We start from the raw sequence: 14,816 nt of genomic DNA, 5'->3' as shown, positions 1-14,816 counted from the left end.
GTTGGGCCGTTCGGCGGCATCATCCCGGCTGTTCCGCGCGGTACAGCCACACGCGGTAGGACGTGCCGTCACTCAACGGGGTTGTCATCACCAGATCACGGTCACACACCACGAGGGTGAACTTGGTCCCGCCGCCCTGCTGCGGCTCGGTGAACCGCGAACACCCGGGCCGCCCGGGCTCCGGCTCGCCCGGGTCGCCGTCGCCGCGGGCGTAGAGGGCGACCCCGCGCTGGGCGAGGAAGCCCGGGACCGCGCCCGCGCGCAGCGCGTCGAGGTAGGCCGCGGAGTTCACCAGCCCCTCCAGGTGGACCAGCGGCCGGTCCAGGTGGTAGCCGAGGCTGCCCGCCCGGTCGCCCATCGCGATCGGCGCGCCCAGCGGCAGCAGCGCGTCGACCTGCCGGGCCACGGCGGGCCCCGCCTCGATGAACGCCGAGCGCTCCACCCCGCCGCGGGCGGCCCTGGCGGCGGTCAGCGCGGTCGCCGCGACCGTGAGCACGGCCAGGACCAGCGTCGCCAGCCCGCGCAGCGGCAGCCGCTCGGTGCGGCCCGCGGCCAGCGCGGGGCCTGCCAGGGCGATCGCCAACGGGGCCGCGGAGAAGTACCAGGGCCACAGCTGCCACGACGAGGTGAGCGCGTAGTACCCAACCGTCAGCACGCCGCCCGCCAGCACGACACCGCCGAACTGCGCCGAGAGCCCGAGCAGCCCCGGCTGCCTGCGCAGCAGCGCGGCGGTGACGACGACGAGCGCCGCCGCGCCGAGCAGCGTCGGGATGCCGAAGACGACCGGGGAGACCAGGAACTGCCCGACGACCGCCGGGTTGAGCCCGCCGCCGAGCGCCTTGGCCTGCCCGGACACCGGCAGCGCCGTGTCGAACAGCGCCAGGTTGACCAGCAGGTACGCCGCCAGCACCGCGGCCGGGACGGCGGCCAGCGCAGCGCCCAGCCGCACCCAGGGCAAGCCCTTGCGCCGCCAGACCAGCAGCGCCAGCCCGCCCAGCAGCGCCATCGGGAACACCGCGTCGAGGCGGGCCAGCACGGTCAGCGCCATCGCGGTGCCGGTGGCCAGCGCCGCGCCGACGCCGAACCAGCGCGCGGTGAAGCCGTCGGCGGCCAGCCAGGTCGCCGCCAGCCAGAGCAGGCCGAGCAGCAGCAGGCCGGTCTCCATGCCGGAGAAGAAGAACGACGGCCCCGCCGTCCCGGTCACCAGCAGCGGCGTCGCCCAGGCCAGCGTGAGCACGGGACGGGCCGTCAGCGCGCCGATCCGGTCGATCTGCCGGGCGGCGGCGATGAAGACCGCGAAGGAGAGCAAGGTCACAGCGACCAGCGCGGTGTGACTGTCCGCGATCGAGAACACGGGGACGAGAGCGAGCAGCCACAGCGGGTGGTAGCCGTTGGTCGGGTCGATCCCGTTGAACGTCGACCCGTCGCCCTCGGCGATGTGCCGGGCGACGCCGAAGTAGTAGAAGGCGTCGTCGTCGAAGAGCCCGACCGCCTGCGGGTAGGGCGCGCCAGCCACCACCGCGAGCCGGATCGCGCCGAGGACGCAGGCCAGCGCCGTCGCCGTCCGCCACCACGGGACGGTGGCGCGCGGCGCGGGACCGCGCAGTTCCACGCGGGTGGCAGCGGGCATCGGCGGCGTCCTGTCCTCGGATGGGTTCCCGCAGGGGCATCGCTTCCCCGGATGAATCGTTACCCGGGCCCCGGGGTGACTGTGCGTGACCGGACCGCGTGGGCCGCCGTGATCTCGTTGTGATCGGCCCAGCGGGTGCATACAGTGCGACTCGGCTCGGGGGCGCCGACCGGAGGGAAGCCATGTCCGCGGACAGATCCGCCCGCCTGCTCGCCGCGGTGGGGGCGGTGCTCCTCGCCGCAGGCTGCGGCGGCGTGGCCGGGCAGGCCGCGCCCGAGCCCCCCACGGCCCCGGTCGTCGTCCAGCCGACCACGACCTCGGCCCCGCCGACGACGAGCCTGCTGCCGCCGACCTCCGTCGCCGCCCCCACCACGACGCCGAAGCCGACCACCGCCAAGCCGACGGCCCCACCGGGCGCGCTCGCCCCCGGCGTGGTCCCCGCGCCCGGGCAGGTCGGCTTCCGCGGCGACCGGTCGGCGCTGAAGGTGATCGACGGGCCGGGCTCGGCCCCGCCCGGCACCGAGTGGAACGCGGGCGCGCTGCGCTTCGGCGGCGGGGACGTCACGCTCTCCCGCGTGTGGGTGAAGGGCGGCGTGGAGTACAGCGGCAGCGGCACGCTGGTGATCCGCGACTCGGTGATCGAGGGCAACCGGCACAGCTGGTCGCCGCTGATGGCCATCAGCGGGCACGTGGACGTGCGGGACTCCACGATCACCTACAAGGACTCGCAGATCCCCGGCCCGCAGTGGGGCAACGGCGTGGTCCACGGCGACGCGCGGATGACCTTGATCCGCAACGACATCTCCGGCGCGCCCGACGGCATCCAGAACGGCCGCGGCAACAGCGTGATCGAGCAGAACCACATCCACGGCATGCGCGTCTTCGGCTCCCCGCCGAACAACACCCACAACGACGGCATCCAGGCCTACGGCGGCCCCAACCTCAAGATCCGCTACAACCGCATCGACATCAGCGCAGGCGGCCTCGCCTACGACGGCGCCCACCAGAACGGCGCGATCTTCCTCATGCCCAGCGCGGAGAACCCGGCCAAGAACCTTGAGGTGGTCGGCAACTACCTCGCGGGCGGCGGCTACATCCTGCGGCTGGGCGCCCCGCTGAGCGGCGCCGTCGTCACCGGGAACCGCTTCGGCACCACCAAGGGCGGGTTCGGCGAGGTCCTGGTGGACGGCGGCGGGATCGCCCGGTGGTCGGGCAACACCGACGCGGCGGGCAAGCCCGTCCGCCAGCCGTGAGCTAGAGCCCGAGCCGCTTGAGCCGGTCGGCCTCGGCCTGGTCGCGCCGCTGCGCGAAGGAGCCCAGCAGCGCCGCGATTCTCTCCAGCTCGTCGCGGGTCACCACGATCCCGTGCTCCTTCACCGCGGCGATGGCGTCCCGGTAGGCGTTGTTGGCCAGCATCCTGGCGAACGTGCAGTCGGCGCGGGCCTCCGTCACCTCGCGCTTGAGGTGCGCGACCTCCCGTTCGAGCGCGGCGATCCGGGCGTCGACCGGCGAGGGGTTCTCGGCGATGTCCACGCCGTCGAGCCTAACCGCGGGAAAGCACCCCCTGCCTGGTCAGACCGCTGCGGTCGGGAAGTTCCCGCCGATCGAGCGTCACGCTCTCGGCGACGGCGAGGACGCCGCCGCCACCAGCTCCCGGGGGGCGCCGGAGCCGTCGGCGGCCGAGGCGTAGATCGTCGGGACGCCGCCGCGGGGCACCTTGGCGTAGGCGACCGTGCCGCCGTCGAGCCACGCCGCCTGGTCGTCCACGCCGTCGGAGCCGGGCAGCTCGGTTTCCACGCCCGCGGCGAGGTCCAGGACGAACAGCCGCCAGCCGCCGAGGCGGCCAGCGCGCTTCTTGTAGGCGATCCGGGTCTCGTCGGGGGACAGCGACGGGCACTCGGCGTCCGAGCGCATCGAGGTGATCGTGCGGGCGCGCAGGTCGCCCTTGACCAGCCAGGTGTGGTTGCCGGAGCCGAGGGTGGCGTAGAAGGCGTTGTCGTCGGCGGTGAAGGTCACGCCCCAGTAGTTCTCGTCCAGGCGCTTGTCCGGCTTCCCGTCGATCACCACGGTGGGGAAGTCCTCCAGCGATTCCACCAGGGCGCCGGTGCGCAGGTCCAGGATGCCGGTGCGCGTGGAGAAACCGCCCGGGGCGAGGTAGGAGTCGCCGGTGACGAACACCGTCCACGACACGATCTGCCCCGATGCCGACACCCGCGCCCGGCTCGGCGTCCCCGGCAGCGGGACCGTGCGGACCAGCTCGCCCCGCACGTACACCGCGGCCTCGTAAGCCCCCGGCAGCCCCATCCGCAGGCACACCGTCGTCCCCTGCGCGGTGTAGACCCGCAGGCACGACAGCTCCGTCGCCGTCCGCGTCCCCGCGGGGTCCAGCTCGGACACCAGGTTGCGGCCGCTCCCGTTGTCCACGAACCGCAACCCCGTCGGCACCGCCCCGCCCGGCGCGGTCGCCGACGCGCGCTCGGACCGGACCACCGTCACCACGTACACCAGCACCGCGGCGACCACGATCACCATCGATGCCACGCCGACGGCGATGCGGTGCCGCCCCAACCAGTCGATCATGCGGGCACCCCCGGCCGGATCATCCACAGCACGACTCCCAGGACCACGGCCAGCGCGCCGGTCGCCACCCACACCGCCGCCGCGAACGGCAGCGCGGTCAGCAGCACCCCGAAGCCCACCGACGAGGCGAAGCGGGCCAGCGCCTGGCCGGTCTGCACGATCGACAGCCCGCTGGCCCGCAGTCGCGCAGGCACCAGCGTCGCACCGTGGGCCATCAGCACGCCGTCGGTGGCGGCGTAGAACACCCCGTGCAGCGCCACGGTCACCAGCACCAGCGCCAGCCCGTCGAACGGCCCCAGCAGCAGCAGGTACACGACCAGCAGCACCACGTGCCCGGCGAAGAACACCCGCCACCGCCCGACGCGGTCCGACAGCTTCCCCAGCGGCGTGGCCAGCAGCAGGAACGTCAGCGCGGTCCCGACCGGCATCAGCGCCAGCCAGGTCGGCGAGACCCCGGAGACCTGCTGCAGCACGACGAACACGAACGCATCCGAGATCGTCGCCAGGCCCAGCAGCCCGGCCGCGGCGGTCGTGCGGCGCAGCCCGCGGTGGCGCAGCAGCCCCAGCGCGTCGCGGAAGACCACCGCCGCGCGCGGGCCGGTCGGCCGGTGCTCGCGGACGAAGAACAGCAGCACGATCACGCCCAGCAGGCCGAAGCAGAAGCTGATCATGAAAATCGGCCCGGGGCTGGTGGTCACCCAGGTCAGCAGCGCGAAGGTGGCCAGCGGGCCGATCAGCGCGCCGATGGTGTCCATCATCCGGTGCACGCCGAAGGCCGCGCCGAGCTGGTCGGCCGGGGTGGACAGCGAGATCAGCGCGTCCCGCGGCGCGGTGCGCAGGCCCTTGCCCGCCCGGTCGAGGGCCAGCACGCCGCCGAGGCCGCCCGCGGACGCGCCGACCAGCGGGAAGGCCAGCTTCGTCGCCGCGGAGAGCCCGTAGCCGGTGACCGCGACCGCCTTCGGGCGGCGGATGCGGTCGGACACGTGCCCGCCCACCAGCCGCAGCACGGCCGTCGCGCCGGTGTAGATCCCGTCGAGCAGGCCCAGCTGCAGGTACGACATCTGCAGGTTGAAGATCACGTAGACCGGGAGGAAGGCGGTCACCATCTCCGCGGAGACGTCTGTGAGCAGGCTCACGGTCCCCAGCAGGACGACGGTCGTCGGCACCCGGCTTCCGGCTGATGGCCGCACGGCGTCCCCGCCTCTGGTCGAGGCCACGTACACCCGAACACCTCCACCACCGACGGACCCTCGTCCTGCACATCGCCGCACGGCCACGGTCTGTAACAACAGCCCGGGCGGGACCGACCCTGAGGTGTCGGCCCCGTCGCGAGGAATGAGGTCGGGCTGGATGGCCCCGCATGTGCTGATCATCGTGCAGAACCTGCCGGTCCCCCTGGACCGCCGGGTCTGGCTGGAGTGCCGCGCGCTGCGCGCCGCCGGGTACGAGGTCTCCGTCATCTGCCCGAAGGGCCCCGGTGATCCCGCTTACACCGAGCTGGAGGGCGTGCACCTCTACAAGTACGCCCCGCCCCGCCAAGCCGAGGGCCTCCTCGGTTACGCATGGGAGTTCCTCTACTGCTGGCTGCGCACGGCCGCGCTGACCCTCAAGGTCCGCCGCCGCGCCCGCTTCCACGCCATGCAGGCGTGCAACCCGCCGGACACCTACTGGGCGCTGGCGCTGCCCTGGAAGGCGGCCGGGGTCAAGTTCGTCTTCGACCACCACGACCTCAACCCCGAGGTCTTCCGCTCCCGCTTCGGCGAGCCGACCGGCCGGGCGGGCAAGCTGCAGCTGGCCATCCTCAAGTGGCTGGAGCGGCGCACCTTCCGCACCGCGGACCGGGTGATCTCCACCAACACGTCCTATCAGGACATCGCCGTGCGGCGCGGCGGCGTCAAGCGCGAGCACACCACGGTCGTGCGGTCGGGCCCCGACACCTCGGTGATGCGGCCTGCATATGTGCCCGATCCGCCGCTGCGCGGGGGCAAGCACCTGGTGGCCTACCTGGGGATCATGGGCCCGCAGGACGGCGTGGACGGGGTGCTGGAGGTCGCCGACCGGATCGTGCACTTCCACGGCCGCACCGACGTCCGCTTCGCGCTGCTCGGCTTCGGCGACTGCCTGGAGGACCTCAAGCGCCGGTGCCGCGACCTCGGCCTCGACGACTACGTCGAGTTCACCGGCCGGGTCGGCCCCGACCAGATCACCCGGTACCTGTCCGCGGCCTGCGTCGGCCTGTCGCCGGACCCCAAGAGCCCGCTCAACGACGTCTCGACGATGAACAAGACGATGGAGTACATGGCCTACGCGCTGCCCGTCGTCGCCTACCGGCTCACCGAGACGGTGGTCTCGGCGGGCAACTGCGCGGTCTACGTCGAGCCCGGCGACACCGACGGCCTGGCCGACGCCGTGCTGCACCTGATCGACGACCCGGCCCGCCGCGCCGAGCTGGGCGCCCAGGGCCGCCGCCGGGCCGAGCGGGTGCTGGACTGGCGCCCGCAGGCGCAGGCCTACGTCGGCGTCTACGACGAGCTGCTGGGCTTCGCCTCGGCAGGCCCGTTCCCGGACGGCTGGCCCGCCGCCGAGCGGCGCAGGGGCGGCGGCGCCGCCCCCAAGGACCGCTGGGGCAACCAGCTTGTCGACCTGCGCGACCACGACGCGCTGCGGACCTTCGCCGCGGCCCGGGTCGCCGAGCCACTGCGAGAGGGGTAAGCGGTGTTCGTTCGACGGATCGCCGTGGTCGGGACCGGGTACGTCGGCCTGACCACGGGGGCCTGCCTGGCCTCGCTCGGCCACGACGTGGTCTGCGCCGACGTGGACGCGGCCAAGCTGGCCAGGTTGGCCGCCGGCGAGGTCGACATCCTGGAGCCGGGCCTGGCCGAGCTGGTCGCCGAGGGCATCGCCGCGGGCAGGCTCAGCTTCGTGCTCGGCGCGGCGGGCGCGGTCGAGCACTTCGAGGGCGGCCCCGAGGTCCTGTTCCTGTGCGTGCCGACCCCGATGGGCGTGGGCGGCGTGGCGGACCTGAGCATCGTGGAGTCGGTGGTCGAGGAGGTCAGGGAGCTGCTGCCCGCGGGCTGCGTCGTGGTCAACAAGTCCACCGTCCCGGTCGGCACCGCCGAGCGCACCGAGGAGCTGCTGGGCCGCGACGACGTCGCCGTGGTCTCGAACCCGGAGTTCCTGCGCGAGGGCACCGCGGTCTACGACTTCCTCAACCCCGACCGCATCGTGGTGGGCGGCAGCAAGCAGGACGCCGCCGAGCGCGTCGCCGCCCTGTACTCGCGCCTGGGCGCCCCCACGGTCCTCACCGACGCCCCCAGCGCCGAGCTGGTCAAGTACGCGGCGAACTGCTTTCTGGCGATGAAGCTGTCCTACGTCAACGCCGTCGCCGAGCTGTGCGACCGCCTGGGCGCGAACATCACCGACGTCACCGAGGGCATGGGCTACGACAAGCGCATCGGCCAGGCGTTCCTCATGCCCGGCCCCGGCTGGGGCGGCTCCTGCCTGCCCAAGGACACCGCCGCCCTGCTCCAGCTCGCCGACGCGGCCGACTTCGAGTTCCGCCTGCTGCGCGCCACCATCGACACCAACACCCGCCAGCGCCAGCGCATGGTCGAGAAGGTCCGCCACGCCGTCACCGGCAAGCGCACCGGCTCCCTCTCCCACGTCCGCCTGGCCCTCTTCGGCCTCACCTTCAAAGCGGGCACCGACGACCTGCGCGACTCCCCGGCCCTCGCCGTAGCCGCCCTCCTCCGCCAAGCAGGCGCCACCCTGGTCGGCTACGACCCCGCCCTGACCTCCATCAACCCCCACCCAGACCTCTCCACCATCACCGTCGCCGACGACCCCTACCTGGCCGCAAAGGACGCAGAAGCCATCATCGTCCTAACCGAATGGCCAGAATTCCGCTCCCTCGACTGGCCCCGCCTAGCCGAAACCGTGAGCAAACCAATCGTCGTAGACACCCGAAACCTCCTAGACCCCGCCGTAGCCCGCCGAGCAGGCTTCAACTGGACCGGACTGGGCAAACCTTAGGCATCCACATGGCCTGCGGATGCGTTCGCGCTGGTCAGCGGGGGAGAAGCGCGCCGATGTGGTCGAGCGCGTCACCGAGCGAGGACGGCAGCGGCGGCCGCGCCTGCGGGCGGGCGGTCGTGGTGCGCAAGATCTCCTCGGTGCGCCGGGAGGCCACGTCGCCGATCATCGGCACGATATCTCCGGCTACGGCTTCAGCGTCGGCCCAGGAACCCGCGCGGAGCGACGCGCGGAGCAAATTCGCCCGGTGGATGTACAACGCCCAGCGGAACGCCTCACGGCCCACGGAGCGCTCTACCGCCGTGGCCAGCAGGGGCAGCGCTCGACCATGATCGCCGAGCGCGGCGTACATCATCCCTTCGTGCCCGGCCAGCTCCCGCTCGTCGAACCACCAAGACCACGCCGGGTCGCGGGTCGTGGTTCCGTCCGCGAACGCGGAGCGCGCCCGATCGAGGGCCTTCCGGGCACCGGGAGCATCACCGAGCGCGGCCAGAGCGCGGGCGGCTCGGACATCGAACAGCGCGCGGACGCGACCGGGGAGGTTGCTGCCGCACGTCATGCCATGCGCGATGCGCAACGCCTCCCGGTTGCGCCCGGTGTGGATCGAGGCCAGTGCCTGGTTCGTGAGGATGAACCACTCCATCGGAGCATCACCAGCAATGCGCGCCAGGGTGAGGGCTTCGGCGTTCACCTGCCGCGCTTCAGCCTGCCGCTCAGCGTCGAACAGCACCCATCCCGCGACTTCCCCCAGTTCAGACGTGATCGCCTCTAGATCACGCTCGACGGCAGGCAAGTACCGCCCGTCGGAAAGCACGCGCTGAGCCCGCTGGAACACGCGCAACGCGATCGGGGCAACCTCACCGCCACCGTGCACCCCGTCAAGGGCGACGACGTACCCGATGGTCCGGCGCATCTCCTCAATGAAGTCCGCCCCGACCGGAGAACCGTCATCCGGTGTGGCTTCGGCAAGCGTCTCCTGGATGAAGCCCATCGCACGCCGCTGCTCGGCAAGACGATCCCGCCGGGTGCTCATGATCCCAGTGTCGCATCCGCGTGACGATCCGTGCGAGAAGAGTTACCGCTGGTCAGTGAGGGTGGTACGCGGTTCCGCACGGCAAGTGCCCGCAATATCGCTCTGTACCCAGTTCCGGGTTGGGCGGCAGGGTCGTCGTCGCAAGCTGCGCGAATTGCTTGATCAAGGGGCGTACCGAACGACCGATCGAATGGAGCCGCCGCGATGACCCATTCCCATGTCACCCAACGGGTGCCGATGCCCGTGACGCAAGCCGACGTGTGCCCCAGTGCGCCACGGCCCATGTCTGGTCCGCGCAGATCGACCAGACCGTCAGCGCCGGGGGCTTCTCGTTCGTGATCAGCTCCCATCGATGCGTCTGCACCCTGTGCGACTGCTCCGCCGTCCTGTCGTCGGCCGTGGCGCACCCGGTCACCGTGCCCGCCACGGGGGAAGCGCCGTGACCGCATACCAGCCCATCAGCATCGGCGCGGCCTTGGACGATCTCGCCACCCGGGTCGGCTTGGCCGATGTCCACGCCCGCAGCCTGGTCGAACGGCTCAGCGAGTACGACGGCGCCCGGGCACAAGCGGTCACCAAGATCCTGACCCACGCCCAAGGCGACATCATGCGCGCGCTGCGCACAATCCATCTCGCTCGACAGTCACGCGAAATGCGGGGTCACCCATCGAACCGCCCACGCGAGCCGCGTGGACCCAATTCAATCCGCGATACCCAAAGCCCCAGCATCACTCGGAGAAATTCACCCACACCAGCGCCTGATCATCATGCACCTTCCCCCGAGGCCACCGCACCAGATCAGGATCCCCCTCCTCAGCCCCCCGAACCACATCCAGCACCGAATACAACCCCCCACGCCGAGCCATCTCCAACACACCCCCCCAATCCAGCACCCCATAATCATCCACCCCACAAGAAACCCCATCACTGGCCAACACCACATCAGACACCTCGGAGAGCGCCCACCGCCCCACCACCGCCTCCCGGGCAGCAGCAGGCACCGCCTCAGCCACCCAGAACCCGCCCTCCCGATTCCGCAACTCCCCCACCCGCTCCGGCGCGATCGGCCGCAACCTCCGCAGCCGATCATCCGAGACCACCGTGTGCCGCCCGTCCGGATGGAACACCACCACCGGACTGTCGGCCAGCACCAGAACCTCCACACTGGACGAATCCCACCGGGCGATGGCCACCGTGCTCGACGGGCTGTCCCCGGGCGTGTAGCCGTGGTGCCGGGCCACCGCCCGGATCGCCCCCGCCAGGTGCTCCACGAGCCCCACCTCAGGCGCCGCCACCAGCCGCCCCGCCAGTTGGGCGGCCAGCGCCACCGCGTACGGCCCGCCGGGGTGGGTGGTCGAGGTGGCCCCGTCCAGCAGGATCACCGCCGACGGCAGCACCACGACGACGTCCTCGCTCGGTCGCGCGCGCCCGTCCGCCCCCACCCCGGCCTGCTCGGCGACCTCGACCTGCGGCATGGGCCCGATCATCCACAGCGTCAACCAGGGTTGACAACGCGGGGGTCTGTCAACCAAAGTTGACGCCATGACCGAGGCAACCCGATTGGCCCACGCGGCGGGCGACGCCGATCCCGGGACCGGGCTGCGGGCCGTCGCCGCGCTGCGGCGGCTGCTGGAGCGGCTGGAGGCCGTGCAGGTGCGCAGTGCGCGCGCGCAGGGCTGGTCCTGGCAGGAGATCGCGGCCGAGCTGGGGGTCACCAAGCAGGCCGTGCACAAGAAGTACGGGAGGCAGTGATGTTCGAGCGGTTCACCGCGGCCGTGCGTGAGCTGGTGCGCGATGCCGTCGAGAAGGCGGGGAAGGAGGTGGGGCCCGAGCACCTCATGCTCGCCCTGCTGGAACGCCAGCACACCACCGGCGCTGCGGTCCTGGAGCACTTCGGCGTCGACCGGGAGCGGGTCGCCGCGGGGCAGCTGGCCCGGCTGCGCCGCGGCGGGCTCACCGACGCCGACGCCGAGGCGCTGGCCAAGCTGGGCATCGACCTGGACTCGGTGATCGCCGCCGTCGAGCGCGAGCACGGGGCGGGCGCGCTGGCGCCGAACCGGGGTCGGCGGCGATTTCACCCCTCGTTTACCGCCGAGGCCAAGCGCGTGCTCGAACGGGCCCTGCGCGAAGCGGTGGACTGCCGCGACGGGTTCATCGGCGACGAGCACGTGCTCCTCGCCCTGCTCGCCCTCGGCGGCGAGGACGACCTAGGGCTGCGCTACACCCAGGTGCGCGGCTGGATCACGGCGTCACGGCGAGGAACAGGAAGGCGCTGAAGACCATCAGGTGCACCGCGCCCTGCAGCACGGTGGCCCGGCCGGACACCAGGGTCAGCGTGCCCACCCCGCCGGTCAGCGCCAGCAGCACCAGCTCCTTGCCGCCGAGGCCGAGCACCAGCGGCCCGGTCAGCCAGATCGAGGCGATCGCGATGACCGGGATGGTCAGGCCGATGCTGGCCAGCGCCGAGCCCAGCGCCAGGTTCAGGCTCACCTGCAGCCGGTCGCGCAGCGCGGCGCGCACGGCGGCGACGGTCTCGGGCATCAGCACCAGCATCGCGATCAGCACGCCGACCAGCGACAGCGGCGCGCCCGCGGCGGCCACGGCGGCCTCCAGGGTGGGCGAGACCGTCTTGGCCAGGCCGACCACGGCGATCAGGCAGACCAGCAGCAGCCCGAGGCTGACCAGCGCGGTCCTGGTGCTCGGCGCGTCGGCGTGGTCGTCGGGCGTGCGGTCCACTTTGGGCAGGAAGTAGTCGCGGTGGCGCAGGGTCTGGACGAAGACGAACACCCCGTACATCACCAGCGAGGCCACGCCAGCGAAGGCCAGCTGCGCGCCGGAGAAGGTGGGGCCCTGGCTGCTCGTGGTGAACGTCGGCAGCACCAGGCTCAGCGTGACCAGGGCGAGCACGACGGCGAACGCGCCCCCGGAGGCGTGCGCGCGGAACTCCTGGACCCGGTGGCGCAGCGACCCGACGAGCAGCGCGAGGCCCACGATCCCGTTGCAGGTGATCATTATCGCGGCGAAGACGGTGTCCCTGGCCAGCGTGGCCGCCTTGTCCCCGCCGGAGATCATCAGCGTGACGATCAGCGCCACCTCGATCACGGTGACCGCGATGGCGAGGATCAGCGTGCCGAACGGCTCGCCGACGCGGTGCGCCACGACCTCCGCGTGGTGCACCGCGGCCACGACCGCGCCGCCCAAAGCGAGGCACACCAGCGGAAGCAGGACGGGGCCGAGGTGTTCGCGTCCCCAGCCGACGGCCAGGATCAGCACGCTCAGCGGCGGGACGGCAAGGCTCCAGCGGGGCAAGGGGATGGCGTTCACGCCCCTGACTCTAATGTCCGATCTCGGCCGAAGTGCGCGGCCGCCAGACGACGCGGGGCAGGAAAGCCTGCGCCAGGGGGCCGATGAGCAGGGCGTATGCGGCCGTGCCGAGGCCGACCGTGCCGCCGAGGAGCCATCCGGTGACCAGCACCACGATCTCGATGGCGGTGCGCACGACCCGCAGCGAGAAGCGCGATCGGCGCGCCAGCCCGGTCATCAGCCCGTCGCGCGGGCCGGGGCCGAGCCGGACGCCGATGTAGGCCGCCGTCGCCAGTCCATTGAGGACGATCCCGGCGACGAGCATCCCGGCCCGCACGGCCCAGTGCTGCGGGGTGGGCAGCAGGTACAGGGTCAGGTCGACCGACACCGAGATGACCAGGATGTTGGCCACCGTGCCGACGCCGGGCCGCTGCCGGATCGGGATCCAGCACAGCAGCACCGCGACGCTGACCAGCGCGGTGACCGTGCCGTAGCTCAGGCCGGTCCGCTCGTGCAGCGCCTCGTGCAGCACGTCCCAGGGGGCCAGGCCCAGCGCCGCCTCGATCTGCAGGCCCATGCTCGCCCCGTAGAGGGCCAGGCCGCCGACGAGCTGCGGCAGGCGGCGGCCGGGGCTGACCCGGACGGGGACGGGGCTGACGTCGAGAGCGCTCATGCGCCCATCCTGACCGGCATTGGCCTGGAGTCCGAGGGCCAATCGACATAAATTGGCCTGGTGCATCCCGTAGGCCGGATCTCCGGTGCCCGATTGGCCCGATTGCTCGGCGGCTGGCGCACCGGCGGCAGGCCGGGGTCAGCCGCGCTCGCGAGCGCCCTGCGGCTGCTGGTGCTCGACGGCAGGCTGCCGCCGGGCACCGCGCTGCCCGCCGAGCGCGAGGTGGCCGCCGCGCTCGGGGTCAGCCGGACGCTGGTCGCCGCGGCCTGGGACGCCCTGCGCGCCGAGGGCCTGGTCCGCACCCGCCGCGGCGCGGGCACCTGGACCGCGCTGCCCGCCCCCGGCCGCGCCCCCGACCTGCCCGGCGAGCAGCCGCTGGACCTGGCGCGCGCCGCCCCGCCCGCCCAGCCCGCCGTCGCCCACGCGGTCGACGCCGTGCGCGCGGCCTTCGCCGCCGAGCTGGCGGGCCACGGCTACCACGAGTACGGCCTCGACGTGCTGCGCGCCCGCCTCGCCGACCGCTACACCGCCCGCGGCCTGCCCACCGGGCCCGAGCAGATCCTGGTCACCAACGGCGCCCACCACGCCCTCGCCCTGGTGCTGCGCGCCTTCACCGGCCCCGGCGACCGCGTGCTGGTCGACCAGCCCACCTACCCCAACGCCATCGACGCCATCACCGCGGCGCACGCCATCCCGGTGGCCGTCCCGCTGCTGGAGGACGGCTGGGACCTCGACGGGGTGGCCGCCGCGCTGCGCCAGGCCGGTCCGCGGCTGGGCTACTTCATCGTCGACTTCCACAACCCAACCGGGCACCTGCTGGACGCCGACGGCCGCGAGCGGCTGGTAGCCCTGGCCGCCCGCGCCCGGATGCCGCTGGTGGTCGACGAGACGCTGGCCGAGCTGGACCTGCGCCGCCCGCCCCGGCCGCAGGCCCCGCTGTCCGGGCCGGGCGCGGTGATCGCGATCGGGTCGGCGGGCAAGTCGCACTGGGGCGGGCTGCGGCTGGGCTGGGTGCGCGCCGACGCCGAGGTCGTGCGCAGGCTCGCCGCCGCCCGGCACGCCTTCGACCTGGGCTCGCCGGTGCTGGAGCAGCTCGTGCTCGCCGAGCTGTACGCCGACCCCGAGCCTGCGCTGGTCCAGCGCCGGGCCGAGCTGGCGGCCAAGCGGGACGTGCTGGTCGCCGCGCTGGCCCAGCACTGCCCGGACTGGTCCTTCCGGGTGCCTGACGGCGGCCTGGGCTTGTGGTGCGAGCTGCCCGGCCCGATCGGGTCGCGGCTGGCCGTCGCGGCCCGGGCGGCCGGGGTGCGGGTGGCCCCCGGCTCGCGGTTCAGCGCCCACGGCGGGCTGGAGCGGTGGCTGCGGCTGCCGTTCACGCTGCCGGAGGCCGCGCTGGTGGCGGCCGTGCGCAGACTGTCGCAGGTCGCCGCCGCCGTCACCGGATCGCTTGGTTCCGATGGGACGGACGGGCTCATCCCGGTGGCTTGAGTGGTGGCCGGGCGGCCGCGGCGAGTAAGAACCGTCAAGGCGGTGCGCTGGATGGCGCTGTCGACGCCACCCAGCGCACC

At 72.9% G+C, this 14,816-nt stretch carries 14 protein-coding genes; 6 read left to right on the top strand and 8 right to left on the bottom strand.

What is annotated here, in order from left to right; all coding sequences use genetic code 11:
* Positions 1 to 19 precede the first annotated feature (19 nt).
* Positions 20 to 1,630: a hypothetical protein gene (locus ACWEPX_RS07480; RefSeq protein ID WP_451896258.1), complete on the bottom strand. Its 1,611-nt coding sequence runs from the start codon at positions 1,628 to 1,630 to the stop codon at positions 20 to 22.
* 182 nt (positions 1,631 to 1,812) lie between these two features.
* Here ACWEPX_RS07480 and ACWEPX_RS07475 point away from each other — a divergent pair, with 182 nt between their 5' ends.
* The gene (locus ACWEPX_RS07475) at positions 1,813 to 2,883 is read left to right on the top strand and encodes a right-handed parallel beta-helix repeat-containing protein (protein WP_451896257.1); all 1,071 of its coding nucleotides are present in this window, start codon (positions 1,813 to 1,815) and stop codon (positions 2,881 to 2,883) included.
* Between the two features lies 1 nt (position 2,884).
* Here ACWEPX_RS07475 and ACWEPX_RS07470 read toward each other — a convergent pair whose 3' ends face one another.
* From ACWEPX_RS07470 to ACWEPX_RS07460, 3 genes are all read right to left on the bottom strand, one after another.
* Positions 2,885 to 3,163, bottom strand: coding sequence for a hypothetical protein (locus ACWEPX_RS07470; protein ID WP_451896256.1), 279 nt, complete (start codon positions 3,161 to 3,163; stop codon positions 2,885 to 2,887).
* A gap of 78 nt (positions 3,164 to 3,241) precedes the next feature.
* Positions 3,242 to 4,210: a TolB family protein gene (locus ACWEPX_RS07465; RefSeq protein ID WP_451896255.1), complete on the bottom strand. Its 969-nt coding sequence runs from the start codon at positions 4,208 to 4,210 to the stop codon at positions 3,242 to 3,244.
* Positions 4,207 to 5,433, bottom strand: coding sequence for an MFS transporter (locus ACWEPX_RS07460; protein ID WP_451896254.1), 1,227 nt, complete (start codon positions 5,431 to 5,433; stop codon positions 4,207 to 4,209). The genes ACWEPX_RS07465 and ACWEPX_RS07460 overlap by 4 nt, the downstream gene beginning before the upstream one ends.
* A gap of 127 nt (positions 5,434 to 5,560) precedes the next feature.
* Here ACWEPX_RS07460 and ACWEPX_RS07455 point away from each other — a divergent pair, with 127 nt between their 5' ends.
* Both ACWEPX_RS07455 and ACWEPX_RS07450 read left to right on the top strand, forming a co-directional pair.
* On the top strand, positions 5,561 to 6,922 hold the full coding sequence (locus ACWEPX_RS07455; RefSeq protein ID WP_451896253.1) for a glycosyltransferase family 4 protein: 1,362 nt from the start codon (positions 5,561 to 5,563) through the stop codon (positions 6,920 to 6,922).
* A gap of 3 nt (positions 6,923 to 6,925) precedes the next feature.
* Positions 6,926 to 8,242, top strand: coding sequence for a UDP-glucose dehydrogenase family protein (locus tag ACWEPX_RS07450; protein WP_451896252.1), 1,317 nt, complete (start codon positions 6,926 to 6,928; stop codon positions 8,240 to 8,242).
* Between the two features lie 34 nt (positions 8,243 to 8,276).
* Here ACWEPX_RS07450 and ACWEPX_RS07445 read toward each other — a convergent pair whose 3' ends face one another.
* A complete protein-coding gene (locus ACWEPX_RS07445) occupies positions 8,277 to 9,275 on the bottom strand; it encodes a hypothetical protein (protein WP_451896251.1) in 999 nt (332 codons plus the stop codon).
* A gap of 728 nt (positions 9,276 to 10,003) precedes the next feature.
* Entirely contained in the window at positions 10,004 to 10,750 is a 747-nt protein-coding gene (locus ACWEPX_RS07440; protein ID WP_451896250.1) for a protein phosphatase 2C domain-containing protein, read from the bottom strand.
* Positions 10,751 to 10,817: 67 nt separating this feature from the next.
* On the opposite strand from ACWEPX_RS07440, the gene ACWEPX_RS07435 reads away from it, so the two are divergent.
* Together ACWEPX_RS07435 and ACWEPX_RS07430 are read left to right on the top strand one after the other, a co-directional pair.
* The gene (locus tag ACWEPX_RS07435; protein ID WP_451896249.1) at positions 10,818 to 11,027 is read left to right on the top strand and encodes a helix-turn-helix domain-containing protein; all 210 of its coding nucleotides are present in this window, start codon (positions 10,818 to 10,820) and stop codon (positions 11,025 to 11,027) included.
* Positions 11,027 to 11,551, top strand: coding sequence for a Clp protease N-terminal domain-containing protein (locus ACWEPX_RS07430; protein ID WP_451896248.1), 525 nt, complete (start codon positions 11,027 to 11,029; stop codon positions 11,549 to 11,551). Before ACWEPX_RS07435 ends, ACWEPX_RS07430 begins: the two co-directional genes overlap by 1 nt.
* On the opposite strand, the gene ACWEPX_RS07425 is transcribed toward ACWEPX_RS07430, so the two are convergent.
* Entirely contained in the window at positions 11,517 to 12,590 is a 1,074-nt protein-coding gene (locus tag ACWEPX_RS07425; protein ID WP_451896531.1) for a calcium:proton antiporter, read from the bottom strand. The genes ACWEPX_RS07430 and ACWEPX_RS07425 overlap by 35 nt on opposite strands.
* Positions 12,591 to 12,609: 19 nt before the next feature.
* On the bottom strand, positions 12,610 to 13,251 hold the full coding sequence (gene yczE, locus ACWEPX_RS07420) for a membrane protein YczE (RefSeq protein WP_451896247.1): 642 nt from the start codon (positions 13,249 to 13,251) through the stop codon (positions 12,610 to 12,612).
* A 60-nt stretch (positions 13,252 to 13,311) separates the two neighbouring features.
* Here yczE and yczR point away from each other — a divergent pair, with 60 nt between their 5' ends.
* Positions 13,312 to 14,736 carry a MocR-like transcription factor YczR gene (yczR, locus tag ACWEPX_RS07415; RefSeq protein ID WP_451896246.1) on the top strand — a complete coding sequence of 475 codons (1,425 nt, stop codon included), beginning with the start codon at positions 13,312 to 13,314 and terminating at the stop codon, positions 14,734 to 14,736.
* The last annotated feature ends 80 nt before the right edge of the window (positions 14,737 to 14,816 follow it).

The organism is Actinokineospora sp. NPDC004072, from assembly GCF_053604195.1.
Note: the sequence above shows the minus strand (reverse complement) of the source record. Positions and strands in the feature narration are given on the sequence as shown.